A 25,873-nucleotide genomic window follows, 5' to 3' on the forward strand; every position below is an offset into this window, starting at 1 on the left:
TCAGTGCACCGTATCGAGTGCGGCATCGATCGACAGATAGGTGATCAGCCGCTCGATCTGCCGCCAGCGCGCGAAATGGACGTGGTTGCCGAGCACCCGATATTGTTCGGCGCGCGCGGCCGCCGCGAAGCCGGCTTCCTCGCCATGCTCGGTCATCAGCGCATACGCATCGTCGACCGCACCGCGGTCGGCAAGAAATGGTGCTGGAAGCTGCATGGAGTCCCCGTCCGTTGCCTCGAAACACGCTCCTAGCGCGCACGCCTGACCGCGCCGTTCCCAACCGTGATGAACAATCGGGTAAGGTTAATGCAAGCGGCTTGGCGCTTAACCATAGCCTTCGCCTTTCGCCTCTTTGCCGCGCGGCACTGCGCGTGTAAGCAGGGGGCATGCGCAAGATCCTGAAATATGTCGCCATCGCCCTTGTCGTGTTGATCGTCGCGGGCGGGATCGCCTTTTACGTCGCGTCACGTCCCGACATTGCGCGCTTTTCGACCGCCGAACTCAGCGGCCGGGTGCCGGTGATGGCATCGCAGCGCCCCGAACAATTTCCGACGATGAAGGTGCTCGAAGCCACGGGCTGGCCGGCCGGCGAAGCGCCTCGGGCCGCGGAGGGATTGACCGTCGCGCGCTTTGCCGAAGGGCTTGACCATCCGCGTTCGATGCTCGTGCTGCCCAATGGCGACGTGCTGGTCGCCGAGGCGCAGAGCCCCCCGCGCAAGGACAGCGGCATCGAAGGCAAGGTGATGAAGTCACTGATGGGCAAGGCGGGCGCCGGCGGGCCGTCGGCCAATCGCATCACCCTGCTCCGCGACGCCAATGGCGACGGCAAGGCGGAAGTGAAGACCGCATATATCACCGGGCTCAACTCGCCTTACGGCATGGCGCTCATTGGCAAGACGCTCTACATCGCCGACACTGACGCGCTGCTCGCCTTTCCGTTTGTCGAGGGCGCGACCGCGATGGCTGGCAAGCCGACCAAGATCGTCGATCTGCCCGCCCAAGGCACCAACCGCCACTGGACGAAGAGCCTGGTCGCGGCGCCCAATGGCTGGCTCTACATCGGCGTCGGCGCCGATTCGAACATCGGCGAAAAGGGCATGGGCAACGAGGTCCGCCGCGCCCGTATTCTGGAGGTGCGGCCCGAGAATAAATATATGCGCACCTATGCCGCCGGCATCCGCAATCCCGTCGGCCTGGCCTTCTATCCGGGCAGCAACACGCTGTGGACCGTGGTCAACGAACGCGACATGCTGGGGTCGGACCTCGTTCCCGACTATCTGACCGACGTCGACGAGGGCGATTTCTTCGGCTGGCCCTGGTATTATTGGGGCGGTTTCACCGATCCGCGGGTTGCCCCCGAAGCCGAGGACCGTCGGCAATATGTCAAGCGGCCGCAATATGCGCTGGGCGCCCATGTCGCGCCGCTGGGCATGACCTTCACCAACGGTCTGGACCTTGGCGACCGCTGGACAAACGGCGCGCTGATCGCGCTGCACGGGTCGTGGAACCGCGATCCGGTGTCGGGATATGACGTCGTGTTCGTCAAGTTCGGCGACAATGGCAAGCCGCTCGACGCCCTGCCCGTCACCCTGCTCGACCAGTTCGTCGCCAAGGACGGCAAGACGACCCGCGGCCGCCCGGCCGATGTCAAGGTCGCCAAGGACGGCAGCGCGCTGGTCGCCGACGATACCGGCGGGATTATCTGGCGGGTCGCGAAGGCGGGCTGATCCGCCAGATCAAGCGGACGCGGACCTACACCCGCATCGGCATCAGCACGTAGAGCGCCGGGCTTTTTTCGCTTTCGCGGATCAGCGTCGGCGCGTTCGCGTCGGCGAGATGGAGTTCGACGGTGTCGCCGTCGACCTGTCCCAAGATATCACTGAGATAGCGGGCGTTGAAGCCGATCTCCATCGCGTCGGCGTCGTAGCCGGCGGGAAGTTCTTCGGCCGCGGTACCGTTTTCGGGGCTGGTAACGCTGAGCGTGATGCGATCCTTGTCGAGCCCGACCTTGACCGCGCGCGTCTTTTCGCTGGCGATGGTCGAGACGCGATCGACGCCCTGGAACAGGCTCTTGGGATCGACCTTCAGGAGCTTGTCGTTCGCGGTCGGAATAACGCGGCTATAGTCGGGGAAGGTGCCGTCGATCAGCTTCGAGGTCAGCACGGCATTGCCGAGCTGGAAGCGGATCTTCGACGCCGACAGGCTGATTTCGACATTGCCTTCGGCTTCGTCGAGCAGCTTGCGGATTTCGCCGACGCACTTACGCGGCACGATGACGTCGGGCATGCCCGCGGCGCCCTCGGGACGCGTTACCGTATAGCGCGCGAGACGGTGGCCGTCGGTCGCCGCGGCCTTGAGCACCGGACCCGTCGAGTCTTCGGCGACGTGCAGGAAGATGCCGTTGAGATAATAGCGCGTTTCCTCGGTCGAGATGGCGAAGCGCGTCTTGTCGATGATCTGGATGAGTTCGGCGACCGGCAGTTCGAAGCTGGTCGGCAAATCGCCCTCGGCGATCACCGGGAAGTCGTCGCGCGGCAGCGTCGGCAGATTGAAGTTCGCGCGGCCGGCCTTGACCTGCATCTTGCCTTCGGCGGCGGCGAGGCTGACCTCGGCGCCTTCGGGCAGCTTGCGCGCGATTTCGAACAGGGTGTGCGCCGAGACGGTCGTGGTACCCGGCGTTTCGACCTTTGCCGCGATGGTTTCGACGACCTGCAGATCAAGGTCGGTCGCCATCAGCTTGAGCTGGCCGCTCGCATCGGCTTCGATCAGGACGTTCGACAGGATCGGAATCGTGTTGCGCCGTTCGACCACCGACTGGACGTGGCCGAGGCTCTTCAGAAGCACTGCGCGTTCAATCGTCGCTTTCATTCTTATCCGCCATCCTGTGTTCTGCGGGAGAAGTCCCTGATGGAGCCGGCGCCGCGGACGCAGCGACGCCCCGATTCCCTGCCCCTGGAAATGTCTTCCTTCCTTAACGCGCGCACCGCGCCGCGCAAGCCATGCTTGCATTGCGGCGGCTTTCGCGCAACGGAAGCGCGATGCGGCGGGCGCTATTCCTTCTATTGCTGTGCATCGGCCTGCCCGCGTTCGCCTGGGCGGCACCGACCGCGCTCGGCATCTTCGATGGCTGGGGCGCCTTCCGCGATCCGGCAACCCCCCGCTGCTACGCAATCGCCAGCCCCGCCGCGATGATCGGGCGGGCGCAGGAAAAAGCGTATGCCAGCATCGGATATTGGCCCAAGGCGCGCATCCGCGGTCAATTCTATATCCGCCTGTCGAAGCCGCGCGCACCGCAGAGCGAATTGCGGCTGACGGTCGGCAGCCGCCGCTTCGTGCTGACGGGCAATGGCGTCCACGGCTGGGCCAGCGATGCCCGCATGGACGCCGCGATCATCGCCGCCATGCGCGCGGCACCGAGCATGAGCGTCGAGAGCCGGTCGACGACCGGCGGCGCGATCGCCGATACCTATCGCCTGCGCGGCGCCGCGACGGCGATCGACGCGGCAGCGCTGGGGTGCGCGAGCATCCGCTGATGCCGTTTTGGAAAATGGCAGAAAACTGCCGAACTTCATTCGCGATTCACGGTAGCGCGCCGCACTGGACCTGATCCGTGGTGGACTTCTTCGACGCGGCGCGAATTGACCCGGGATCAAGTCCTGGGTGACGAAGGTGGAAGATTTTGTGCGATCGAAAAATCGCGGAAAACCGCGCAACTTCACTCGCGTTTCATGTTGTGGAGGGGTGCCGGTAGTCATCGGCCAGTTTGAACCACAGCCGACGATTGTAGGAAAGGCATTTCCGGTCCGCGCCGCCGCCGGGTCAACTGCGCGCAAGCCGCGTCAGCGCCCCGGCCAGAAAATCGAGGACGACGCGGATGCGGGGGACGTGGCGCAGGCGTTCGTGGGTGAGCAGCCACAGGCCGGTCGTATCATCCTCCCGCGCCGGGATGCAGCGGACGAGGTCGGGTTCGCGGTCGGCGAGGAAGGCCGGCAGGATCGTCAGCCCCATTCCCGAACGCACGCCAGCGAGCAACCCCGATGCGGTATCGTAACGCATGACCACCGAATCCTCGAGCCGATATTGCTTCAGCCACGCCCGATACGGCTCCCAGATATGGCCGCCGCCGCCGATGAAGGGATGCGTCGCCAACTCCTCGCGGCTGTGCGGAATGCCGTGGCGTCCGGCATAGTCGCGGCTGCAATAGACCGTCCACGGATTATCGGCGACGCGGCGCCCGACGAGACCCGCCCCCGTCGGCTGCTTGCTGCTGCGGATCGCGATATCGGCAGCGCCGCTTGCAAGGTCGCGCGGCTCGTCCGAGGTGTCGAGGTCGATATGGATGCCGGGATGCGCCGCACGCAGGTCGCGCAGGATGGGCGGCAAAACGGTGATCGCAATAATCTCCATCGTCGTCAGGCTGACGGTCCCGCCCGCGTCGCGCGACTGGGCGCCCACGGCTTCGCCGAACCGGTCCGCAGAGTCGCGGACCGCAAGCGCGCTCGCCAGCATCGCCTCGCCCGTCGGCGTCAACGCATAGCCAGCCTGCCGCCGTTCAAATAGCGTGACGCCGGTAGCCGCCTCCAGCGCGGCGATGCGGCGCGCGACCGTCGTCTGGCTGACGCGCAGCGCCTGCGCCGCCGCGAGCGTGCTGCCGCTTTCGGCGACCGCGAGGAAATATTTGAGGTCGTTCCAATCGAACATAGCGTCTTGTGGGGAATAATCGCCTACGCTTCATTCTGCAATTATGCAGAATGATCGCGCAACATCGTTGCTCCTGCGGCGGCGCGCGCAGGCCTATCTAGGTCTTACCGGCTTCCTCCCCTCCACAACCCGCCGGTCAACGGAGACATATGATGAAGATGATGTTGACCCTTGCCGCGCTCGCCGCGGTCGCGCCCGCCCTGCCCGCCCACGCCGAACCGGCGCCCGCGCCACGCAGCGTCGCCGTCGTCCATTCGGACCTCGACCTCAGCACCGCACGCGGCGCCGACAAGCTGGAACGCCGTATCTGGCGCGCGGTCGTCACTGTGTGCGGCAGCGCGCCCGAATACGACCTGGAAGGCAAGAATGACGTTCGCCATTGCCGCCGCGACACGATGCGGCAGGCATCGGCCGACGCCGACCGCGTCATCGCCAGCGCCGCAACGCGCGGCGAACCGATCCGGGTGACGCTCGCCAAATAAGCGCCAAATAGGCGCCAAATAAGCGCGCAGCGCAACGCCGCCGCGGTCAGGCGCGCGCGTCGAACGCGCTGCGCGCCGCCTCGACCGCGGCGAGATGCGCTTCGGCCCAATGCCACACGCCGCAAAAGGCTTCGCCCAGGCTGTGGCCGAGATCGGTCAGCGCATATTCGACCTTCGGCGGCACCACCGGATAGACCGTGCGGCGAACGAGCCCGTCGCGCTCCATGGCGCGCAGCGTCTGGGTCAGCATCTTCTGGCTGATCCCCGGTACAAGCTGCGCCAGCCGGGTGAAGCGGCAGGTGCCATGCTCTTCCAATTCCTCGAGCACGAGCAGCGTCCATTTGTCGGCGACTCGACCGATCAGGTCGTTGACCAGCATCTCGACGCGCGGATCGGGCGCGGGATCGGCGGCGGCCGAATAATTTTGCATCGCGGGCACGGCAGAAATCCCAATAGTCTCCATCAAGTAAGTATAGCACTTTCAGGTGCCTACTTTCCATTGGAGAGTATTGGCATAAATTGAGCGTCTCCCCAACCCCGAAACGAAGGACAAACGATGAAAACGACAGGCAACACCATCCTGATCACCGGCGGCGGATCGGGCATCGGTCTGGCACTCGCACAGCGTTGGCACGATGCCGGCAATGTGGTGATCGTGACCGGACGCAATAGCGCCAAGCTGGACGCCGCGATCGCCGGCCGGGCCAACATGCACGCGATGCCGCTCGACGTCACCGATGCCGACGCGATCGCCGCCTTTGCCGCCGACGTCGTGCAGCGCTTCCCCGATCTCAACGTTCTGGTGAACAATGCCGGCGTGATGATGTACGAAGCGCTGGACGGCGAGCGCGATCTGAGCGACGCCGAAGCGACGGTCGTCACCAACCTGCTCGGCCCGATCCGGCTGACCGATGCGCTGATCGACCATCTCGTCGCGCGCGGCGATGGCGCGATCGTCAACGTAACCTCGGGGCTGGCCTTCGTTCCGCTGCCCAAGGCGCCGACCTATTCGGCGACCAAGGCGGCGCTGCACAGCTATACGCAGGCGCTGCGCGTCCAGCTTGCCGGCCGCGTCGACGTGATCGAACTGGCGCCGCCCGCGGTGCGGACCGAACTGACCCCCGGCCAGTCGACGCGCGACGCCTATATGCCGCTGGATGCCTTTGCCGACGAGGTCATGGCGCTGTTCGCCGAAACGCCGACGCCGGCGGAGATTCTGGTGCGCAATGTCCTCCCGCTGCGGAACGCCGAAGCCGAAGGCGCGGTAGCCGAACGGCTGGCGTTCCTCGCCACCCTCTGATCGCCGCCTTCTGATCACCGGCAGCATGCTCATCCCGAAATGATGCGCCGGACGCCACATCGGCTCTTGCCGAGGCGGCGTCCGGCGCGCATGATCGACCGGCCCGAAAGGACGACGCCCGACAGAGGCGCGCCCGACGGCGAGGTTAGTGGGATGAGGAGATGGGCCAATGAATGCCATTGGCAGATGCGATGCCGCCGCACGCGAGCGGCACCGGGCGCTGGATTTCATCGGGCTGCGCGCCCATGCGACGACCGTCGGGTTGATCCAGCTTTGCGAGGAATTGCTGAACAGCGGCGTGCTGAGCCCCGAGGGGCTGGAGCGCATCAAGGGCGCGATCCGCACCGAACTGACGGTCAGCAGCAACGCGCGCATTTCGAACCATGCCGCGTTCGACGACACGCTGCGCCGCCGAATCGACGCGATCTTTCCCGTCGCCCCCGGCGAACCGCCGCTGGAGCATGTCGGGACGCTCGAAGATTTCGAAGATGCGATGGACCCCTATCACGGCGCGTGAAGGGCCGCGCTGACGCGCGCAATTGCGCAAAGCGCGCATCGCGACTATAGGGCCGCGCATCATGCAGATCCCCGGCCACATCGATCCCGTTACGACGGGCACCGTTCCCCTGCGCGGCGGCAACCGCGTCGACCTTGTCGGACTGACGCGCGAGGGCATCCGTTCCGCGCTCGAGGAGGCGGGGCTCGACGCCAAGGCGGCGAAGCTGCGCTCCAAGCAGATCTGGCACTGGATCTATCATCGCGGCGTCACCGAATTCGACGCGATGACCGACATCGCCAAGGCGATGCGCCCCTGGCTCACCGAACGCTTCATCGTCGGCCGCCCGACCGTCGTCACCGCGCAGGTTTCAACCGACGGCACGCGCAAATGGCTGCTCGCGGCGGCGGACGGCCAGGAATATGAAATGGTGTTCATTCCCGACGCCGATCGGGGAACGCTGTGCGTTTCCAGCCAGGTCGGCTGCACCCTGAACTGCCGTTTCTGTCACACCGGCACGATGCGGCTCGTCCGCAACCTATCTGCCGGCGAGATCGTCGGCCAGGTTCTGCTCGCGCGCGATGCGCTGGGCGAATGGCCGAAGGGCACGATGGCATCAAGCGCCGACATCGACGACGAGGATGACGACGCGGGCCATTATACCGCGGACGGCCGTATGCTGACCAATATCGTGATGATGGGGATGGGCGAACCGCTCTATAATTTCGACGAGGTCAAGGGCGCGCTGAAGATCGTGATGGACGGCGACGGGCTGGCGCTGTCGAAGCGGCGCATCACCCTGTCGACGAGCGGCGTTGTGCCGATGATGGCGCGCGCGGGCGAGGAGATCGGCGTCAACCTCGCCGTCTCGCTCCACGCGGTGAACAAGGAAATCCGCGACGAGATCGTGCCGCTCAACCGCAAATACGGCATCGAGGAACTGCTCGCCGCCTGCGCCGCCTACCCCGGCGCGAACAATGCGCGGCGCATCACCTTCGAATATGTGATGCTGAAGGACAAGAATGACAGCGACGCCGACGCGCGCGAGCTGGTGCGGCTGATCAAGCAGTACAAGCTGCCGGCGAAGGTCAACCTGATCCCGTTCAACCCCTGGCCCGGCGCGATCTATGAATGTTCGTCGCCCGAGCGGGTGCGCGCGTTCAGCAACATCATCTTCGAAAGCGGAATTTCGGCGCCGATTCGCACCCCGCGCGGGCGCGACATCATGGCGGCGTGCGGCCAGCTCAAGAGCGCGGCGACCAAACCGTCACGCGCCGAACTCGACCGGATCGCCGAAGAGAAGCAGGCCGCGCTGGGCTGAGGCTGGCTTGCATAGCTATGCTGTGTTGCAAAAACAACACAGGTAATAAAATTGTCATTTTCTGAACGATGCGTTCATTGAAACGACAGGTGCGAACGCCATCTTTGCACACGGGACGCGACCCAAAGGGCGCCCCCTGTCAAAGAAAAGGAAAAGACAATGAAGAAGTTCGCAGTTGCTGCCGCTCTCCTCTCGGCTGTCGTTGCCACGCCTGCCCTCGCCCAGAACGGCGAAGGTCATGTCGAAGTGCGCGGCGGGTACATCACCGGCAGCGGCCTGGACGACGCCACCCTGGGCGTTGCGGGCGGCTATGATTACAACCTGGGCGACAAGGCTTTTGCCGGCGTCGAAATCGCGGGCGACAAGGTGCTGATCGACGGCGCCAAGGTCCAGTTCTCGTCGGGTGCGCGCCTGGGCGCCAACCTCGGCACGAACGGCAAGCTCTACGCGACCGGCGGCTACACCTTCGGCCAGATCGACGATCCCTATGTTGGCGCCGGTTATCAGCACAAGCTGACCCAGAACGTCTATGGCAAGGTCGAATATCGCCACCAGTTCATCAACAACTTCGACGACACCGACGCGTTCGCGGTCGGCGTCGGCTTCGCTTTCTGATCCTTCGGTCAGCGAGACGAACGGAAAGGGGCGGCCCCGCGGGGTCGCCCCTTTTCTTTTGCGCGGGAAGCCGCCACAGCAGGGCGATGCGCTACACGATCGATGCCCTGTTGACCGGCAAGGCCCGCCGCTTCGGCGCGAAGGGCGAAGCGAGCGCGATCGACAAGCGCGCGGTCGAGGGACGGCGCGCGGTCGGCGCGCTGGGTATCGCGGGCGACGAGCAGGCCGACCTTTCGGTCCACGGCGGCCCTGACAAGGCGATCCACCATTATCCGCGCGATCATTATGACTGGTGGGCCGAGACGATCGGCGACCATGCGCTGTTGCAGGACGCCGGCGCGTTCGGCGAGAATATCTCGACATCGGGCCTGACCGAGAGTGCGGCGTGCATCGGCGACCGCTATCGCCTCGGCAGCGCGCTGGTCGAGATCAGCCAAGGCCGTCAGCCGTGCTGGAAGCTCGGCCACCGGTTCGGCATCGCGACGCTGCCCGCCACCGTCGTCACCTCTCGCCGCGGCGGCTGGTATTACCGTGTCATCGAGGATGGCGCGGTGGGCGCAGGCGACGCATTGGATCTGATGGAGCGTCCGCTGCCCGACTGGAGCGTCGAGCACGTCTTTCACCTGCTGATCGGCGGGGCGGGCAAGCGCGAACCGGCGGCGCTGCGCGCGCTCGCCGCGATGGACCTGCTCGCCGCCAACTGGCGCGCCCGCGCCGAAAAGCTGTTGGGTTAGCGCGGCGCCGGCAGCGCCTGTTCGACGAGCGGCGCCAGCGATGCGGCGACGATTTTCACGCCCTTGGCATTGGGATGCATATTGTCGCCGAGCATCAGCGATTTGTCGGTGACGACATTGTCGAGGATGAAGGGATAGAGGCTTGCGCCATATTTGTCGGCAAGTTCGGGAAATATCGGGTTGAACTTGCGGGCATAATCGCTGCCGAGATTGGGCGCGGCGATCATCCCGGTCATCAGGACGGGGATGCCGCGCCGCTTGAGCTCGGCGAGCATCGCGTCGAGATTGGCGCGCGTCTGGTCGGGGCCGATGCCGCGCAGCATGTCGTTGCCGCCGAGGCCGAGCAGCACGAGCGCGGGTTTCGCCTTCGCCTTGTCGAGAACATAGGACAGCCGCTGCCGCCCCGCCGCGGTGGTATCGCCCGATACCCCGGCGTTCTGGACGCGCACCATGCGGCCGTCCGCCGCAAGCGCCGCCTGAAGCTGCGGCGCGAGGCCCTCCTTGGGGCCAAGCTGGTAGCCGGCGTAGAGGCTGTCGCCGAACGCGATGACGAGCGGCGCGTCGGCGGGCACCACCGGCGCCGCTTCGACCCGATCATTCTTGCCCGCTACGGCCGCCGCGGGCGCCTCTGCAGAGCCGCACCCGGCAAGCGGTTGGCAAAGCGCGATTGCAAAACCATATAGAGCGAAAGAGCGCCATCCGGCCGTTCTCATTTCCAAAGGGTCCTTTCTTGACCGACAGCCCCCGACCGCCCGTCGCGCCGACGATGGCGATTGCCGCCCATAATGTGACGCTGACGCTGGGGAGCGACAAGGCCCCGGTGGAAATTTTACGCGGCGTCGACCTGGAAGTCGCCGCCGGCACCTCTGTCGCGCTGCTCGGCCCGTCGGGATCGGGCAAGAGTTCGCTGATGGCGGTGCTCGCCGGACTGGAACGCGCCCGCGGCGGAACGGTCATGGTCGCTGGGCTCGATTTTGCAACGATGGACGAGGATGCGCTAGCGCGCGCGCGGCGCGGGCGGATCGGTATCGTCCTGCAAGCCTTTCACCTGCTGCCGACGATGACCGCGCTCGAAAATGTCGCCGTGCCGCTGGAACTGGCGGGGATCGACGACCCGTTCGGGCGCGCCGCGCGCGAGCTGGAGGCGGTCGGTCTGGGCCACCGCCTGACCCATTATCCCGCGCAGCTTTCGGGCGGCGAGCAGCAGCGCGTCGCGATCGCCCGCGCGATGGCGAGCGAGCCGCAGATCATCTTCGCCGACGAACCCACCGGCAATCTCGACACCGCGACCGGACATGCGATCATCGAATTGATCTTCGCGCGGCGCGCGGCGCTCGGCGCGACGCTGCTGATCATCACCCACGATCCCGAACTGGCAGACCATTGCGACCGCGTCGTCGTGATGCACGACGGGCGGATCGAGGAACGATGATGGAACCGCAGTTCAATCCCGTTCGTGTCGAGCGAAGTCGAGACACCGCGAAGGAACGCGCAACATCGATGGGTGTCTCGACTTCGCTCGACACGAACGGAAATGGGGAGCACCGGATCTGATGCTTCCCATCAGCACCCTGTGGCGTATCGCGCGGCGCGATCTGGCGGCGCGGATTCGCGGGCTGCGCCTGCTGGCGGTGTGCCTGTTCCTCGGCGTCGCGACGCTGGCCGCCATCGGTAGCCTGACGAGCGGCATCACCGCCGAATTGGCGTCGCGGGGACAGACGATCCTGGGCGGCGACCTGCAGTTCGGCCTGCCACAGCGGCAGGCGAGCGAGGCCGAGCTCGCCGGGCTGCGCGGTGCCGGCGCGACGTCGGCGACGGTGCGGATGCGCGCGATGGCGAACGCACCGGGCGGCGGCGCGCTGCTCTCCGAACTGAAGGCGGTCGATGCTGCCTATCCGCTTTACGGCACGATGCGGCTCGAAAGCGGCGCGCGCCGCGGCCCGCCGCCGCCGGGGGCGATCTGGATCGGCAAGGATCTCGCGTCACGGCTTGACCTGGCGGTCGGCGGCGCGGTGAAGTTCGGCGACAAATCCTTCCGTATAGACGGCATCATCGCCGACGAGCCCGACCGGCTAGGCGAAGGCTTTACGCTGGGCCCGGTGGCAATCATCGGCCTCGGCGACCTTGCCGCAACGCAGTTGATCCAGCCCGGCAGCCTCTATGAAAGCAAATATCGCGTCCGCCTGCCCGCCGGTGCCGATCCGGTGGCCGTGGGCAAGCGGCTGAGCGCGGCCTTCCCCGACGCAGGCTGGGAGGTGACCGACCGTAGCAACGGCGCGCCGGGCACGCGGCGCTTTATCGAACGCATGGGGCAGTTCCTGTCGCTCGTCGGCCTCGCCGCGCTGGTGATCGCCGGGATCGGGGTCGGCAACGGGGTCGCCAGCTATCTTGCCGGCAAGCGCCCCGGGCTTGCGACATTGAAGGTGCTCGGGGCCGACAGCGCGGCGGTGCTGCGCATCTATGGCTTGCAGATATTGGCGGTGGCCGCCGCCGCGATTGCCGCAGGGTTGATCGCGGGCGCCTTGGCCCCCGCGGCGATCGGCGCGATTGCGGGCGACGTCCTGCCGGTCAAGCCGGGACTGGCCGTCTATCCGCTCCCGCTCGCGGTCAGCGCCGCCTACGGCCTGCTCATCGCGATTGCCTTTGCGTTGCCACCGCTCGCCGCGACGCGCCATATTCCGGCCGCGGGCCTCTACCGCGCGACGGTCGACGGCGCGGGCCGGATCGAAAAGCGCGTGCTGGCCGCCGTTGCCCTCGCCTTCGCCGCCATCGTCGGCCTCGCGGTCGGGACGGCGCGCGAACCGCTGTTTGCGCTGGGCTTCATCGGGGCGGCGGTGCTGCTGCTCCTGATCCTCGTCGCGCTCGGCTGGCTGGTGCGCCGCATCGCGAGCCGGGTGCCGCGCCCGAAGCGGCCGCTGCTGCGCCTTGCGCTCGCCAATCTGCATCGCCCCGGCGCCGCGACCGGCGCGCTGGTCGTCGCGCTCGGCCTGGGGCTGACGCTGTTCGTTACCCTCGCCGCGATCCAGACAAGCATCACCGCCGAAATCGCGCGCACCGTACCCGAACGCGCGCCGAGCTTTTTCGTGCTCGACATTCCGCGCGACCGGGCGGCGGCGTTCCGCGCGCTGGTGACGGGCGCCGACGACAAGGCGGCGATCAACATGATCCCCGCGCTGCGCGGCAGCGTCACCGAATTTGCCGGCAAGCGCGTCGACGAGCTCGCCGAACTGCCCGAAGGCGCGTGGGTGCTGCGCGGCGACCGCGGCCTGACCTACAGCCCCGTGCTGCCCAAGGGCAGCAGCCTGACCCAGGGCCAGTGGTGGGCGCCCGATTACAAGGGCCCGCCGTTGGTCAGCGTCGAGGCCGATGTCGCCAAATCGCTGGCACTGAAGATCGGCGACACGCTGTCGGTCAATGTGCTGGGGGTCGAGGTGCAGGCGCGCGTCGCCTCTTTCCGCTCCGTCGAATGGGACAATTTCGGGCTCAACTATGCGCTCGTCTTTTCGCCCGGCACCTTCGACGCGGCGCCGCATAACATGGTGGCGACCGTCGCCGTCGGCCCGCAGGCCGAAACCGCGCTGGCGCGCAGCATTCCCCGCGCCTTCCCCTCGGCCTCGCTGATTCAGGTGCGCGACGTGGTGAGCCAGGTGACGAGCCTGCTGACGCAGATGAGCCAGGCGATTGCCGCGGCGGCGAGCATTGCGATCCTGGCCGGCATTGCCGTGCTGATCGGCGCGATTGCCGCAAGCCGCGAGCGACGCGTCTATGACAGCGTGATCCTGAAACTGCTCGGCGCGACGCGCGGCCAGATTCTGGGGGCGCAGGGGCTGGAATATGCGCTGCTCGCCGCAATCCTCGCGCTGCTCGCGCTCGGCCTCGGGCTCGTCGCGGCGCATTATGTGGTGGTCGAACTATTCGACTTCCGCTTCGCCCCCGATCCGCTGGTCGTCGGCGCGACGCTGGCCGGCGGTGCGGGCCTCGCTTTCCTGATCGGCATCGCCGGAAGCTGGCCCTTGCTGTCGGCGAAACCCGCGCAGGCGCTGCGCAGCCTCTAGGGTCAGGACCCTAGTTCAAGATCCGCACCACCGCCGAAATCGCCGAGAGGCCGAGGACGACCGCAACCATCGCCTGCCACAGATGCGCCGGGACGCGGCCGAAGTGGCGGCCGCCCAGATGATTGCCGAGCCACATCGGCACGAACAGCAGCAGCGCGAGGATGAACAGGCGGTGCGTCGCGAGCCCGGTCCATAACGCCGCGAGCGTGCCTGCGATGGCGGTGGCGAAGAAGATCAGCATCATCGACGCGCGCGCGGTCCGCGGATCGAGCCGGCGGCGCAGATAGAAAGGCACCACCGGCGGCCCCGGCATCGCGGCGAAGCCGGTGAGCAGGCCCGACGCAACCCCCGTTCCGCCGATGGCGACGCGGCCGGGCCGATGTCCCTCGGGCTGTTTGGGCATCAGGATCGCCAAGAAGGCGCCGACCGCGACGAGCGTGATCATCAGGCGCGCGACATCGGGGGTGATCGCTTTCAGCGCGAGCATGCCGAGCGGCGTCGTCGCCATCGCGATCAGCCCGATCGGCACCGCCGTATGGCGGTCGGCATCGGCCAGGATGACGCGCAGCCCGACCGGACCGATCAGCAATTGCAGGATGATCGCCACGACGACCGCCTGCCCCGGCGGCACGATCATCCCGAGCAGCGGCACGAGGATGATCGCCATGCCGAAGCCGGTCAGCCCGCGCACATAGGCCGCGCCGAACGTCATCGCCGCAGCGCCCGCAAAGGTGAGCGGCGCCAGGCCGACGAGAGCCTTGATGCCGGTCAAGCGGGGCGCAGGTCCGGCGGGGTCGCTTCGCCCTTCAGCATCGCGATCGCTTCGGCGAGCGGCAGGATGCGCTGGCCATCCTGGCCGAGGGTGCGGATCGCGACGGTGCCTTCGTCGGCCTCGCGCTTGCCGACGACGAGCAGATAGGGAACCTTCTGCAGGCTGTGTTCGCGCACCTTGTAGTTGATCTTTTCGTTGCGCAGGTCGGTTTCGACGCGAATGCCCGCCGCCTCGAGCTGCGCCGCGGCGTCCTTCGCATAATCGTCGGCATCGGACACGATCGTCGCGACGACCGCCTGCACCGGCGCGAGCCAGGTCGGAAAGCGGCCGGCGAAATGCTCGATCAAAATGCCGATGAAGCGTTCATAGGTGCCGAGGATCGCGCGGTGGAGCATCACCGGGCGATGGCGCTCGCCATCTTCGCCGACGTAGGACGCATCGAGGCGTTCGGGCATCACGCGGTCGGACTGGATCGTGCCGCACTGCCACGTCCGGCCGATCGCGTCGGTCAGGTGGAATTCGAGCTTGGGAGCATAGAAGGCGCCCTCGCCCGGCAATTCTTCCCAGCCATAATCGTCGTTCGCCATGCCCGCGCGCGCGACCGCCTCACGCAGTTCCTGCTCGGCCTTGTCCCACATCGCGTCGGTGCCGAAGCGCATCTCGGGCCGCAGCGCGAGCTTCACGGCATATTTCTCGAAGCCGAGCTGCTTGTAGACGCGGTCGAGCAGTTCGCAGAAGGCGCGCACTTCCTCGACGATCTGATCCTCGCGGCAGAAAATATGGCCGTCGTCCTGCGTGAACTGGCGCACGCGCATGATGCCGTGCAGCGCACCATGCGGTTCGTTGCGGTGGCAGCAGCCCATTTCGGCCATGCGCAGCGGCAGGTCGCGGTACGACTTGATCCCCTGGCGGAAGATCAGCACGTGCGCGGGGCAGTTCATCGGCTTGAGCGCCATCCACTCGGCATCGTCGGAGACGAGCGGGCCGTCGTCCTCGATATTCGGCACCTCGTCGGGGATGACGAACATATTCTCGCGATACTTGCCCCAGTGGCCCGACTGTTCCCACTGGCGCGCGTCCATCACCTGCGGCGTCTTGACCTCCTGGTAGCCCGAGCCGTCGATCGCCCGGCGCATATAGGCCTCAAGCTCGCGGTAGATGCGATAGCCCTTGGGGTGCCAGAAGACGCTGCCGTGCGCTTCTTCCTGGAGGTGGAAGAGGTCCATCTCGCGGCCGATCTTGCGATGGTCGCGTTTCGCGGCTTCCTCCAGCCGGACGAGATGCTCGGCGAGCTGCTTCTTGTTGAGCCAGCCGGTGCCGTAGATGCGCGAAAGCTGGGCATTTTTCTGGTCGCCGCGCCAATAGGCGCCCGAGACGCGCGTCAGCTTGAAGGCCGCCGGGTCAAGCTTGCCCGTCGAAGCCAAATGCGGCCCGCGGCACATGTCCATCCAGCCGTCTCCCGAGCGGTAGACGGTCAGTTCCTCGCCCTCGGGCAGTTCGGCGGCCCATTCGGCCTTGAACGTCTCACCCTCGGCCTGCCATTTGGCGATCAGCTTGTCGCGTTCCCACACCTCGCGCGTCAGCGGAAGGTCGGCGGCGATGATACGGCGCATCTCCTCCTCGATCAGCGGCAGTTCGTCGTCGCGAAACGGGCCGCGGTCGGCGGTCGGCGCGAAATCATAATAGAAACCGTCGTTCGTCGAGGGACCGAAGGTGATCTGCGTGCCGGGAAACAGATTCTGCACTGCCTCCGCCAGCACATGCGCATAGTCGTGGCGCACGAGTTCGAGCGCATCGGCCTCGTCGCGGCTCGTGACCAGCGCAAGGTTGGTGTCTTCCTCCAGCGGCTGCATGATGTCGCGCAGTTCGCCGTCGATCTTTGCGGCAAGTGCCGCCTTGGCGAGGCCGGGGCCGATGTCTGCCGCGATCTGCGCCGGAGTAGTGCCGCGTGCGACTTCTCGGGCAGAGCCGTCGGGAAGGGTGACGCGGATCATCTCGGACATTGGAAATCGGGCCTTTCTGGCGGAATAAACTGCGCCCCTTTGCCAGCGCGCGAAAGCAGCGGCAAGGGCCGTTTTCACCGCGAGGGCTTGCAATGATACAATGTATCATTATGTCACGCCCGCCGCCCCCTCTGCCGAAAGCCCGAACCATGTGCCTCCCCGCCCGCCCCTCGCTGCGTTCGCGCGCCGCCGACCTTATCGGAGTCGGGCTGTCGCTCGCCTGCCTCGTCCATTGCCTCGCACTGCCGCTGCTCCTGCTCGCGGCGCCCGCGCTGAGCGCCTGGCTCTCGCTGCCCGAGAGCTTTCATGCGGTGATCCTGCTGCTTGCCGCGCCCGCGGCGGCGCTGGCGCTGGCCGACGGCCGGCGGCACCACGGCCATCGCTATCCCGTCGCCGCGGCGCTGGTCGGCCTTGCCCTCCTCGCCGCCGGACTCGCCGCGCACGAAGGCTGGATCGGCGGCCTCGCCCCCGAAACCGGCGACCGTCTGTTCACCACCCTCGGCGCGCTCGCCCTCGCCAGCGCACACATCGTCAACTGGCGATTGCGGCACGCGAAAGGCTGACGCCCCCAGCGCGATTGGCTCGCTTGTCATTGTGTCAATGTTGCTTGACAAGCGCAAATCTCCGTGTCAATGTCCCTTTACTGTTTAACAAGGGAGCTTGACCGATGCCGCCGATTTTCCGTGCTCTTTGCTGGGCCCTCGCCATCATGTGCGTCGCCGTTGCGCAGATCCTCGACATCATTCCCGAGAATATCGCGACGATGCTGATCATCGTGCTGCCCGCGATCATGATCGCAACGACGCCGCGCGACGGCCGCGCCTGCGCCAAGCGGACGGCGGCCTGAACCATGGCAAGCGCAACCGAAACCTCCGCCCGGCGTGCCGCAGGATTTTGGGCGATCGCCTTTCTGATCGGCATGTTCGGCACCGCATGGCTGCTGAAAACGAGCAAGGTCATCGCGGCACCCTGGGGGCTGGCGATCATGATTCTCCCGATGCTGCTGCTGATCCCGATGGTGCGCGCGACCGAGCGCATGCAGCGCGAAACCGGCTGCGCATCGGTCGTTGCCACGCGCTACAATCGCCGGATGCTGGTCGCTTCCTTCGCGTATGTGATCGGACTGGGCGGCGCGCTGCTTCTGTTTCGACAGCAGGAGGCAGCCAAGCCGTTCGCCGCGCTGCTCGCGCTGCTGCCGACTCTCCCCGTGTTCGGAATGATCTGGGCGATGGCACGCTATGTTATCGAGGAGAGCGATGAGTATTTGCGCGCGCGGACGGTGAACGCGGCGCTGATCGCCACTGGCCTGCTGCTTGCGGTGGCGACTTTCTGGGGTTTCCTGACGACCTTCGGCGTTGCGCCGGCGGTGCCGATGTGGACCGCCGTCCCGGTGTGGTGTCTTGGCCTGGGGCTGGGACATGTCATCGGCAAGGTTCGCGGCCTGTGAAGAACCGTCTGAGGGTTCTGCGCGCCGAGCGTGACTGGAGCCAGCAGGACCTCGCCGACCGGCTCGAGGTGTCGCGCCAGTCGGTCAACGCGATCGAGACGGGAAAATATGATCCGTCGCTGCCGCTCGCCTTCCGCATTTCCGACCTGTTCGGCCTGCCGATCGAAGCCATATTCCTGAAAGACTGAACCCATGAAACGACTTTCCATCGCCGCGCTGTTCGTCCTCCTGATCGCCACCATCGCACCGCGCGCCGATGCCGCGGAAGGCGCCGCCGGATGCGGCACCGGCCTGCTCGAAGGCAAGCGGATCACGGTCGAGGTCGAAGGCGACGGTCCCGACGTCGTGCTGATCCCCGGCCTGTCCTCGCCGCGCGCGGTCTGGGCGCCCACTGCCGAACGGCTGAAAGCGACGCATCGCCTGCACCTTGTCGAGGTGCGCGGATTCGGCGGCGATGCGCCGGGCCTGAATGCCGACGGCCCGATACTCGAGCCGATGATGCGCGAGATTGCGGACTACATCGACGATTGCATCGTCGACCAAGGCCGCCCCGCTCCGGCGGTCATCGGCCATTCGCTCGGCGGGCTGACCGCCATGATGATCGCCGCCCGTGCCCCCCAGGAAGTCGGCCGGCTGATGGTCGTCGACAGCCTGCCCTTTTTCGGGATGCTGTTCGGTCCGACCGCGACCGTCGCCGACGTCGAGCCGCAGGCCGCCGCGATGCAGACGATGCTCGCCGCACGGGAAAGCGCCGAAGCCGACGACCGGACGCTGCAGATGATGTCGGCGACCGATGCCGGCCGCGCGCAGGTCAAAGCGTGGACGCAGGCGGCGAACGCGAAGGTCGCGGCGCAGTTGATGTATGATGACATGACCACCGATCTTCGACCCGAGCTGAGCGCGATCGCTGCGCCGTTCACGATGCTCTATCCGCTCGATGCCAGCGCGATGCCCGAAGCGATGGTCGATGGACTCTACAAGGGCGCCTTTACAACGGCCAAGACCGTGACGCTGAAGCGTATCGACGACAGCCGCCATTTCATCATGCTCGATCAACCCGAGGCTTTTGCCGCGGCGGTCGACGAATTCCTGGCGAATTAAGGCGATCCACCCTGTGCTGCCGGCATGGGGAGGCGGCAGCGGACTTCGGCTGCCTGGTGGGGGCTCAGGACAAGGTCGGCATATATCTGGCGGGAGCAAGTAAGTGTTCCCCCGCGGGTAGGATCCGGATACCGCCCTTGCCTGCGCCCCGGCCGCTCGCTAGAGCAGCGGCAACCCGAAAGGAGCCGCCAAAATGTTCAAGCGCCTGTTTGTCGATCATCCGAAAAGCGTAGACGAAAATTACGTCGAGCATTTCGGGGTCGCCTCGCGCTTCGGCTTTACGATGATCTGGGGCGGTCTGTGCGCGCTGGTCCACGCGGTCGTGCCCGGCTGGTGCATCACCACCGGCAGCGACACCATCCAGCGGCTCAACAAGATCATGGTCGAACAGCGCCGCGCCAAGGGCCAGGCCGTGGCGCAGATGAACACGGTCGATTGGGTGATCTGAGCGCGTTCGCGTGACCGAAACGGCGACACCCGATTTCCTCGACCGTCCCGGTCGCCCGCGGCTTGCCTACCGCCATGCGAGTGGCGCAGGGCCGACGATCATATTCCTGCCCGGTTATATGTCCGACATGACCGGGGGCAAGGCGACCGCGCTGTTCGACTGGGCGGCGGCCGAGGGGCAGGCCTGCCTGCTGCTCGATTATGCGGGCTGCGGCCTGTCCGACGGACTGTTTGCCGACCAGACGCTGCTCGACTGGCGCGGCGACGTGCTCGACCTGATCGACGCAAAGATCGAGGGGCCCGTGATCCTTGTCGGATCGTCGATGGGCGGCTGGCTGATGCTGCTTGCGGCGCGCGAGCTGGTCGCGCGCGACGGGCCGACGCGGGTCGCGGGACTGGTCGGCATCGCCGCGGCGCCCGACTTCACCCGCTGGGGCTTCACGCCGGAGGAAAAGGCGATCATCCTCGCCGAAGGCGCGCTGATCGAAGAAACGCCCTATGGCGATCAGCCCTATGTGACCACGCGCGGCTTCTTCCAGTCGGGAGAGGCGAATCTGCTGCTCGACGGTGAAATCCCCCTCGCCTGTCCGGTGCGACTGCTCCACGGCCAGGAGGATGGCGACGTGCCGCCCGACATCAGCCTGCGCGTTGCCGCGGCGCTTGCCAGCGACGATGTGCAGGTGACGCTGGTCAAGGGCGGCGACCACCGCCTGTCGCGCGATGGCGACATCGCCCTGTTGATCGATACCGTCGCGCGCCTCGCGACCCATCTGAAGGACAATCATGGCCCGCAGCGACTATAAATTCCATGTGCGCAAGCGCGTCCGCTATGCCGAGATCGACGCGCAGCGGGTGGTGTTCAACAGCCGCTACCTCGAATATTTCGACATCGGCATCACTGAATATTGGCGTGCGGCGGGGGTGTATGACCGCTGGCCGGGCCATGACAGCCCCGAATTCCACGTTGCGCGCGCCGAGATCGACTATCGCGCGCCCATCCTCCTAGACGAGGAAATCGACATCTGCGTGCGCGCGGCGCGGGTCGGGCGCAGTTCGATGGTTTTTCACTTCGAACTGCACGGCGGGGGCGCGGACGATCTGCGCGCGACGGGTGTTCTGGTCAACGTCCATGTCGCCGAAGCGCAAGGCGCGCCGAGCCCGGTCCCCGATGAATTCGTAAATCTGTTCGAAGCGTTTGAAGGTCGCGCGCTTCGTGCCTAATATGGGGGCATGACCAAATATCTCCACACGATGATCCGCGTTTCGGATCCGGACGCCACCATCGATTTCTTCAAGCTGATCGGCCTTGAGGAAGTCCGCCGCTTCGACAGCGAGGCGGGCCGGTTCACGCTGATCTTTCTGGCCCCGCCGGGACAGGCCGGCGTTGCCGAGGTCGAACTGACCTATAATTGGCCGCCCGAGGATGGCAGCGCCCCCGAAAGCTATTCGGGCGGGCGCAACTTCGGGCATCTCGCCTATCGCGTCGACAATATCTACGAAACCTGCCAGCGCCTGATGGACGCCGGCGTGACGATCAACCGCCCGCCGCGCGACGGCCATATGGCCTTCGTGCGATCACCCGACGGCATTTCGGTCGAGCTGTTGCAGGACGGCCATCTGGAGCCTGCCGAACCCTGGGCCTCCATGCCCAACACGGGAAGCTGGTAGATCGTGCAACCAAGGCGGCGCGCGCGCGTGTCCGTCTTGGAAGGCATGAGGCCGGCGAGACATAGGAGAAGAGCGTGAGCGCGCTGGAAATCGTCCGCATCCCCGTCCTCAGCGACAATTATGTCTGGCTGGTCCACGATCCAGCAAGCTTCGAAACGATGGTCGTCGACCCCGCCGTGGCGGAGCCGGTGCTGGCCGAGGCGGACGCGCGCGGCTGGCCGATCACCGCGATCTGGAACACCCACTGGCACCCCGACCATACGGGCGGCAACGCCGACATCAAGGCAAAGACCGGGTGCGAGATCATCGCGCCGGCGGCCGAGCGCGAGCGCATACCGACTGCCGACCGCCTCGTCGCCGATGGCGACCGGGTCATGCTCGGCGCGCATGTCGCCGATGTCTGGGCGGTCCCCGCGCACACCGCCGGGCATATCGCCTATCATTTTGCCGAGGACGGCGTGATCTTCGTCGGCGACACGTTGTTCGCGATGGGATGCGGGCGCCTGTTCGAAGGCACCGCCGACCAGATGTTCGCGAACATGCAGCGCCTCGCCACCCTCGACGATACGACGCGCGTCTATTGCGCGCACGAATATACACTGTCGAACGCGCGCTTCGCGGTGACGGTCGATCCCGACAACCGCGCGCTGGCCGAGCGCCTGAGCGCGGTCGAAACGGCGCGCGCGCAAGGCATAGCCACGGTGCCGACGACGATCGGCGACGAGCGCGCGACCAATCCCTTTCTGCGCGCGCCCAGCGCAGCGGAACTCGGCCGCATCCGCGCGCTGAAGGATGCGGCCTGACATGGGCTGCTTCAGCCCTCGTTCAGCGTCCGTCCGCCAAACAACGCCCGTCAGGATCCCTATGATGACCATGCCCCGTTTTGCTCTTTGCACCGTACTGATCGGCGCCGCCGCCTCGCTTGCCGGCTGTGCGCCGTCGGGAAGCGGCGCCCCCGGCGCCGCAGCGCTGACGCCCAAGCAGGCGGCGACGCTCGACAAGCAACTCGCGGGCAAGACGCCCGGCACCCCGGTCAGATGCCTGCCCAATTACCGTTCGATGGACAGCATTCGCGTGTCGGACGACATCCTGCTCTATCGGTCGGGGCGCAATCTGGTTTACCGCAACACGCTGAAAGGCAGTTGCCCCGGCCTCGCGCGCGACAGCGATATCATGGTCGTGCGCCAGTTCGGATCGTCGACCTGCGAAGGCGACTTCTTCTATCTCGTCGACCGCAGCAGCGGCATTCGCGGTCCGACATGCGTTTTTGGCGAATTCGTCCCCTATCGCAAACCGGCGGGGGACGGCGGCTGAACCAAAGGTTCGGTCACAGGCGGGGTTCCGGTTTGCGCCGAGCTTTTCGGGTCGCGCCCCCGCCTGTATCCTGACGCGCCTGCGCCGGAGGATAGGCAATAGCCGGGAAGCGAAAGACGGTTTTGAGGTGGGAAGCGCGCGTTGCCGCCTTTCTCAACCGCTTACCCTGAGCTTATCGAGGGGGCCGGGATGACGCACGAGCTGCAGTCCGGCGTCGATAATGCGCTCCCCGGCGAAGGCTTGGCCCCAGAGCCTCGAACGCCGCCGTTGGCGGTGTAAAGAGCTGGACCACGACCTTCGCCAGATCTGGATCGAAATGACCGGAAACGACCGATTGCAGACATTCCCGCTGCACCGCATAAGCAAGAAATGAAAGAACTGAAGGACATTCGCATCTTGTGGGCGGTTGGGGCAGCAATGCTCATTTCCTGCTCGATTGGGTTACTGTTCGTCGGATCGGTGATGATGCTGCCTATCGTTTTTATCGGAACAGCTTTGGGCCATTCGATTGATTTCTCGGTGAAATGGCTACTTTATTCTTCACCGCTATGGGCTCCGATAGGCATGGGGATGGGAATCGCCGTCGTCGCAAAGCCCGTTCGGTGGCTTCGCAGCAAGAAAGTTTCCGATAAGCCAGAATCAGTGGAAACGTCAGGCTAGAACAACGTCCCCTTCCCACCCCAAACCGGCCCTTCCGCCCGCTCCCTAATCCCACCCCTCCGCGCGCTCTTGATCGGCCGCGCGCGGTTCGACCCAGCGGACGGTGCCGTCGCTCAGCGTCTCGCGCTTCCACATCATGACGTCGGTCTTCAGCCGGTCGATCAGAAAGGTGCAGGCGGCGAGCGCTTCGGCGCGGTGCGGGCTGCTGGCGAGGACGAGCACGATCGTCTCGCCCGGCGCCATCGCGCCGACGCGGTGGATCAGCGTCAGCGCCGGCAGCCGCCAGCGGTCGGCGGCGGCGTGCGCCAGGTCGGCGAGGCCGCGCTCGGTCATTTGCGGGTGATGTTCGAGGAACAATTGGGTCACGCCGTCGTCGCCGCGCACCCGCCCGACGAAGCTTGCGGTCGCGCCGTGCCCGCCCGCGTCGTGGCGGTCGGTCTCGGTCGCAAAGTCGATCGCCGCGTCCTGGACGACGACGCTGATCATCCGCCCGTCACCGGCGGGAACAGCGCGACGTCGCGGGCGCCGGCGAGCGCCGCGTCATTGCCCATCATCTGGCCGTCGATCGCAACGCGAATCCGCGCCGGTTCGGCAAAGGCCCGGGCGCCGCGGTCGTCGCGCGCGGCGAGCCATGCGATCAGGTCAGACGCGGTCGCGACATCGGCGGGCGGTTCGACCTGCTCCTCGCCGCATCCCATGCGTTCGCGAACCCAGGCGAAATAGGCGAGCTGCAGCGCCACCGGCGTCAATCGATATGCTTCAGGCCGACGCGCAGATAATCCCAGCCGGTGATCATCGTCAGCACCGCCGCGCCCCACAGGGTCGCCAGGCCGACGCTGCGGACCCATTCCATCGCGGGCAGCGCGCCCGCCAGGATCAGCGCGCCGAACGAGACAAGCTGAAAGGTCGTCTTCCATTTGGCGAGCCGCGTGACCGGCATCGACACCTGCAAGGTCGCGAGGAATTCGCGGAGCCCCGACACGATGATCTCGCGCAGCAGGATGACGAGCGCGGCGATGACGTGAACGCCGGTGATGTCGCGCGTGAAGACAAGCAGCAGGATCACCGCCGCGATCATGATCTTGTCGGCAATGGGATCGAGGAAGGCGCCGAGCCGCGACACGGTGCCGCGCGCGCGCGCGACATAGCCGTCGAAATAATCGGTGATGCCCATCAGGCAATAGAGGACGAAGGCCAGCGCATAATAGAGCGGCGCCGGCTGGTGCGTCCCCTCGCGCGCGCCCGGCCACAGCAGCGCCAGCAGGATCGGAACCGTCAGGATGCGCGAAAGCGTCAAGATGTTCGGTAGGCTGAGCATGACCCCTGATCGCGCGAAAGTTCCAAAATGGGCTTTGACCGACCAAGCCCTAACCGATAAGCCCCCCGTGCGACAACCGAATTGCCCCTTTGGCGCGGCCGGGTCGCTATGTCGGACTGCAATGATGGAATTTCAATGACCGGATCCTTTGCGCTTTTGAAGCAACGCCGGTTCCTTCCCCTGTTCGTCACGCAATTGCTCGGCGCGTTCAACGACAATCTGTTCAAGAATGCGATGGTGCTGTTCGTCGTCTACGGCGTCTTCAACGACGAAGCGTCCGAAACGCTGTTCAGCGCGGTCGCAACGGGGCTGTTCATCCTGCCTTTCTTCCTCCTGTCGGCGCTCGCCGGGCAGCTTGCCGACACGCGCGACAAGGCGATGATCATCCGCATCGTCAAATTCTGCGAAATCCTCATCATGGCCGTCGGCGGCGCCGGGCTGGTCCTCGCATGGATGGGCTGGGCGGTGCATCTGGTCGCCATCCCGCTGATGATGCTGGCGCTGTTTTCGATGGGCATCCACTCGACCTTCTTCGGCCCGATCAAATATGCGATCCTGCCGCAGCATCTGGAAAGCGACGAGGTGCTGGGCGGCACCGGGCTGGTCGAAGCCGGCACCTATATCGCGATCCTTGCGGGGACGATCCTCGCCGGCATCATCGACGTCGAATGGGCGGCGCTCGGCGTCGTGCTCGTCGCCTTCGTCGGCTATTGGACCGGGCGCAAGGTGCCGCCCGCGCCGCCGCAGCACGAGGAGACGGGGATCGACTGGCACATCGTCCGCTCGTCGATCGCGCTGGTGCGCGGCACGATGCACATCAAGCGGCTCTATCTCGCGATCCTGTCGATCAGCTTCTTCTGGACGATCGGCGCGGTGCTGTTCATCCAGTTCCCGCCGCTGGTGAAGAATATCCTCCACGCCGACAAGAGCGTCGCGAGCCTGTTCCTCGCGGTCTTCTCGATCGGCATCGCGATCGGCTCGGTCGCGGTCAACCGGTTGCTCAAGGGCGAGGTGTCGGCGCGCTACAGCCCGGCGAGCGTCGTCGTGATGGGCGCGTTCGTCGTCGCCTTCTATTTCGTCTGCCGCAACTGGGAACAGGATCCCGCGGGCACGCTCTATGGCATCGGCGGCTTTCTGAATCACGCCGACGTCATCCCGCTGCTCGCCAGCCTGATGGGCATCGCGATCAGCGGCGGCATGTTCGTCGTGCCGCTCTATGCCTTCCTCACCACCACCGTGCCCAAGGACCAGACCGCACGCACCGTCGCGGCGAACAATATCGTCAATTCGGGCGCGATGGTCGCGGGCTCGCTGCTTGCCATCGGGCTCGGCTTCGCGGGCGTCGGCGTCGTCGATCAGCTGTTGATGAGCGCGGTCATGTGCCTGATCTCGGCGTGGCTGGCGGTCAAGCTCCACCGCGCCTGCGACTGACGGCCGCC

The 25,873-nt window shown here is 66.1% G+C and carries 33 protein-coding genes; 23 read left to right on the top strand and 10 right to left on the bottom strand.

What is annotated here, in order from left to right; all coding sequences use genetic code 11:
• Positions 1-216, bottom strand: a complete 216-nt coding sequence (locus EBMC1_RS12720) for a hypothetical protein (protein ID WP_003047427.1) — start codon at positions 214-216, stop codon at positions 1-3.
• Between the two features lie 170 nt (positions 217-386).
• Between EBMC1_RS12720 and EBMC1_RS12725 the strand changes: the two genes are divergently transcribed.
• Positions 387-1,727 carry a PQQ-dependent sugar dehydrogenase gene (locus EBMC1_RS12725; RefSeq protein WP_003047429.1) on the top strand — a complete coding sequence of 447 codons (1,341 nt, stop codon included), beginning with the start codon at positions 387-389 and terminating at the stop codon, positions 1,725-1,727.
• Positions 1,728-1,752: 25 nt separating this feature from the next.
• On the opposite strand, the gene dnaN is transcribed toward EBMC1_RS12725, so the two are convergent.
• The gene (dnaN, locus tag EBMC1_RS12730) at positions 1,753-2,868 is read right to left on the bottom strand and encodes a DNA polymerase III subunit beta (RefSeq protein ID WP_003047432.1); all 1,116 of its coding nucleotides are present in this window, start codon (positions 2,866-2,868) and stop codon (positions 1,753-1,755) included.
• A 170-nt stretch (positions 2,869-3,038) separates the two neighbouring features.
• Here dnaN and EBMC1_RS12735 point away from each other — a divergent pair, with 170 nt between their 5' ends.
• Entirely contained in the window at positions 3,039-3,533 is a 495-nt protein-coding gene (locus tag EBMC1_RS12735; protein ID WP_040590316.1) for a hypothetical protein, read from the top strand.
• Between the two features lie 286 nt (positions 3,534-3,819).
• On the opposite strand, the gene EBMC1_RS12740 is transcribed toward EBMC1_RS12735, so the two are convergent.
• The gene (locus EBMC1_RS12740) at positions 3,820-4,701 is read right to left on the bottom strand and encodes a LysR family transcriptional regulator (protein ID WP_003047438.1); all 882 of its coding nucleotides are present in this window, start codon (positions 4,699-4,701) and stop codon (positions 3,820-3,822) included.
• A gap of 149 nt (positions 4,702-4,850) precedes the next feature.
• Between EBMC1_RS12740 and EBMC1_RS12745 the strand changes: the two genes are divergently transcribed.
• On the top strand, positions 4,851-5,183 hold the full coding sequence (locus tag EBMC1_RS12745; RefSeq protein ID WP_003047441.1) for a UrcA family protein: 333 nt from the start codon (positions 4,851-4,853) through the stop codon (positions 5,181-5,183).
• A gap of 46 nt (positions 5,184-5,229) precedes the next feature.
• On the opposite strand, the gene EBMC1_RS12750 is transcribed toward EBMC1_RS12745, so the two are convergent.
• The gene (locus EBMC1_RS12750) at positions 5,230-5,613 is read right to left on the bottom strand and encodes a winged helix-turn-helix transcriptional regulator (protein ID WP_051066433.1); all 384 of its coding nucleotides are present in this window, start codon (positions 5,611-5,613) and stop codon (positions 5,230-5,232) included.
• 126 nt (positions 5,614-5,739) lie between these two features.
• Here EBMC1_RS12750 and EBMC1_RS12755 point away from each other — a divergent pair, with 126 nt between their 5' ends.
• From EBMC1_RS12755 to EBMC1_RS12775, 5 genes are all read left to right on the top strand, one after another.
• Complete coding sequence (locus EBMC1_RS12755) at positions 5,740-6,483, top strand: SDR family oxidoreductase (RefSeq protein ID WP_003047446.1); 744 nt, start codon at positions 5,740-5,742, stop codon at positions 6,481-6,483.
• Between the two features lie 169 nt (positions 6,484-6,652).
• Complete coding sequence (locus EBMC1_RS12760; RefSeq protein WP_003047448.1) at positions 6,653-7,000, top strand: hypothetical protein; 348 nt, start codon at positions 6,653-6,655, stop codon at positions 6,998-7,000.
• Positions 7,001-7,061: 61 nt separating this feature from the next.
• On the top strand, positions 7,062-8,300 hold the full coding sequence (rlmN, locus tag EBMC1_RS12765) for a 23S rRNA (adenine(2503)-C(2))-methyltransferase RlmN (protein ID WP_003047451.1): 1,239 nt from the start codon (positions 7,062-7,064) through the stop codon (positions 8,298-8,300).
• Positions 8,301-8,459: 159 nt separating this feature from the next.
• Positions 8,460-8,915 carry an outer membrane protein gene (locus EBMC1_RS12770; RefSeq protein ID WP_003047453.1) on the top strand — a complete coding sequence of 152 codons (456 nt, stop codon included), beginning with the start codon at positions 8,460-8,462 and terminating at the stop codon, positions 8,913-8,915.
• An 86-nt stretch (positions 8,916-9,001) separates the two neighbouring features.
• Positions 9,002-9,649 (top strand): MOSC domain-containing protein, encoded by a 648-nt coding sequence (locus EBMC1_RS12775; protein ID WP_003047459.1) that lies wholly within the window; start codon positions 9,002-9,004, stop codon positions 9,647-9,649.
• Here EBMC1_RS12775 and EBMC1_RS12780 read toward each other — a convergent pair.
• Positions 9,646-10,362: an arylesterase gene (locus EBMC1_RS12780; RefSeq protein WP_003047462.1), complete on the bottom strand. Its 717-nt coding sequence runs from the start codon at positions 10,360-10,362 to the stop codon at positions 9,646-9,648. The genes EBMC1_RS12775 and EBMC1_RS12780 overlap by 4 nt on opposite strands.
• A gap of 53 nt (positions 10,363-10,415) precedes the next feature.
• Here EBMC1_RS12780 and EBMC1_RS12785 point away from each other — a divergent pair, with 53 nt between their 5' ends.
• Both EBMC1_RS12785 and EBMC1_RS12790 read left to right on the top strand, forming a co-directional pair.
• Complete coding sequence (locus EBMC1_RS12785) at positions 10,416-11,081, top strand: ABC transporter ATP-binding protein (protein WP_040590319.1); 666 nt, start codon at positions 10,416-10,418, stop codon at positions 11,079-11,081.
• Between the two features lie 121 nt (positions 11,082-11,202).
• Positions 11,203-13,704 (top strand): ABC transporter permease, encoded by a 2,502-nt coding sequence (locus EBMC1_RS12790; protein WP_003047466.1) that lies wholly within the window; start codon positions 11,203-11,205, stop codon positions 13,702-13,704.
• Between the two features lie 10 nt (positions 13,705-13,714).
• Here the strand turns inward: EBMC1_RS12790 and EBMC1_RS12795 are convergent, their stop codons facing one another.
• Together EBMC1_RS12795 and thrS are read right to left on the bottom strand one after the other, a co-directional pair.
• Positions 13,715-14,476 (bottom strand): sulfite exporter TauE/SafE family protein, encoded by a 762-nt coding sequence (locus EBMC1_RS12795; RefSeq protein ID WP_003047469.1) that lies wholly within the window; start codon positions 14,474-14,476, stop codon positions 13,715-13,717.
• A complete protein-coding gene (thrS, locus tag EBMC1_RS12800; RefSeq protein WP_003047471.1) occupies positions 14,473-16,479 on the bottom strand; it encodes a threonine--tRNA ligase in 2,007 nt (668 codons plus the stop codon). The genes EBMC1_RS12795 and thrS overlap by 4 nt, the downstream gene beginning before the upstream one ends.
• 149 nt (positions 16,480-16,628) lie before the next feature.
• Here thrS and EBMC1_RS12805 point away from each other — a divergent pair, with 149 nt between their 5' ends.
• The 12 genes from EBMC1_RS12805 (at position 16,629) to EBMC1_RS12855 (ending at position 23,116) form a co-directional block, all read left to right on the top strand.
• Complete coding sequence (locus EBMC1_RS12805) at positions 16,629-17,042, top strand: MerC family mercury resistance protein (protein ID WP_003047473.1); 414 nt, start codon at positions 16,629-16,631, stop codon at positions 17,040-17,042.
• A gap of 104 nt (positions 17,043-17,146) precedes the next feature.
• Complete coding sequence (locus EBMC1_RS18450) at positions 17,147-17,326, top strand: hypothetical protein (RefSeq protein WP_156001228.1); 180 nt, start codon at positions 17,147-17,149, stop codon at positions 17,324-17,326.
• Between the two features lie 3 nt (positions 17,327-17,329).
• On the top strand, positions 17,330-17,926 hold the full coding sequence (locus EBMC1_RS12810; RefSeq protein ID WP_003047474.1) for a hypothetical protein: 597 nt from the start codon (positions 17,330-17,332) through the stop codon (positions 17,924-17,926).
• A complete protein-coding gene (locus EBMC1_RS12815; RefSeq protein WP_003047477.1) occupies positions 17,923-18,114 on the top strand; it encodes a helix-turn-helix transcriptional regulator in 192 nt (63 codons plus the stop codon). Before EBMC1_RS12810 ends, EBMC1_RS12815 begins: the two co-directional genes overlap by 4 nt.
• A 4-nt stretch (positions 18,115-18,118) precedes the next feature.
• Positions 18,119-19,027: an alpha/beta fold hydrolase gene (locus tag EBMC1_RS12820; protein ID WP_003047480.1), complete on the top strand. Its 909-nt coding sequence runs from the start codon at positions 18,119-18,121 to the stop codon at positions 19,025-19,027.
• A 193-nt stretch (positions 19,028-19,220) separates the two neighbouring features.
• Positions 19,221-19,475 (top strand): DUF6356 family protein, encoded by a 255-nt coding sequence (locus tag EBMC1_RS12825; protein ID WP_003047483.1) that lies wholly within the window; start codon positions 19,221-19,223, stop codon positions 19,473-19,475.
• A gap of 10 nt (positions 19,476-19,485) precedes the next feature.
• The gene (locus EBMC1_RS12830; protein WP_003047487.1) at positions 19,486-20,277 is read left to right on the top strand and encodes an alpha/beta fold hydrolase; all 792 of its coding nucleotides are present in this window, start codon (positions 19,486-19,488) and stop codon (positions 20,275-20,277) included.
• Positions 20,258-20,695 carry an acyl-CoA thioesterase gene (locus EBMC1_RS12835; protein ID WP_003047488.1) on the top strand — a complete coding sequence of 146 codons (438 nt, stop codon included), beginning with the start codon at positions 20,258-20,260 and terminating at the stop codon, positions 20,693-20,695. The genes EBMC1_RS12830 and EBMC1_RS12835 overlap by 20 nt, the downstream gene beginning before the upstream one ends.
• Positions 20,696-20,704: 9 nt before the next feature.
• A complete protein-coding gene (locus tag EBMC1_RS12840; RefSeq protein WP_003047492.1) occupies positions 20,705-21,142 on the top strand; it encodes a VOC family protein in 438 nt (145 codons plus the stop codon).
• A 74-nt stretch (positions 21,143-21,216) separates the two neighbouring features.
• Positions 21,217-21,945: a hydroxyacylglutathione hydrolase gene (gene gloB, locus EBMC1_RS12845; protein ID WP_003047495.1), complete on the top strand. Its 729-nt coding sequence runs from the start codon at positions 21,217-21,219 to the stop codon at positions 21,943-21,945.
• Positions 21,946-22,009: 64 nt separating this feature from the next.
• Positions 22,010-22,456, top strand: a complete 447-nt coding sequence (locus tag EBMC1_RS12850; protein WP_196795422.1) for a hypothetical protein — start codon at positions 22,010-22,012, stop codon at positions 22,454-22,456.
• A gap of 369 nt (positions 22,457-22,825) precedes the next feature.
• Complete coding sequence (locus EBMC1_RS12855; protein ID WP_003047500.1) at positions 22,826-23,116, top strand: hypothetical protein; 291 nt, start codon at positions 22,826-22,828, stop codon at positions 23,114-23,116.
• Positions 23,117-23,161: 45 nt separating this feature from the next.
• Here EBMC1_RS12855 and EBMC1_RS12860 read toward each other — a convergent pair whose 3' ends face one another.
• From EBMC1_RS12860 to pgsA, 3 genes are read right to left on the bottom strand one after another with little or no spacing between them, the layout of a single operon-like run.
• Positions 23,162-23,602, bottom strand: coding sequence for a molybdenum cofactor biosynthesis protein MoaE (locus tag EBMC1_RS12860; protein WP_003047503.1), 441 nt, complete (start codon positions 23,600-23,602; stop codon positions 23,162-23,164).
• Positions 23,599-23,856, bottom strand: coding sequence for a MoaD/ThiS family protein (locus tag EBMC1_RS12865; protein ID WP_196795423.1), 258 nt, complete (start codon positions 23,854-23,856; stop codon positions 23,599-23,601). Before EBMC1_RS12865 ends, EBMC1_RS12860 begins: the two co-directional genes overlap by 4 nt.
• A 5-nt stretch (positions 23,857-23,861) precedes the next feature.
• A complete protein-coding gene (gene pgsA, locus EBMC1_RS12870) occupies positions 23,862-24,434 on the bottom strand; it encodes a CDP-diacylglycerol--glycerol-3-phosphate 3-phosphatidyltransferase (protein WP_003047509.1) in 573 nt (190 codons plus the stop codon).
• A gap of 135 nt (positions 24,435-24,569) precedes the next feature.
• Here pgsA and EBMC1_RS12875 point away from each other — a divergent pair, with 135 nt between their 5' ends.
• Entirely contained in the window at positions 24,570-25,865 is a 1,296-nt protein-coding gene (locus EBMC1_RS12875) for an MFS transporter (protein WP_003047514.1), read from the top strand.
• The last annotated feature ends 8 nt before the right edge of the window (positions 25,866-25,873 follow it).

Origin of the sequence: Sphingopyxis sp. MC1 (assembly GCF_000371385.1) — a bacterium.
In the GTDB taxonomy this organism is placed as follows: domain Bacteria; phylum Pseudomonadota; class Alphaproteobacteria; order Sphingomonadales; family Sphingomonadaceae; genus Sphingopyxis; species Sphingopyxis terrae.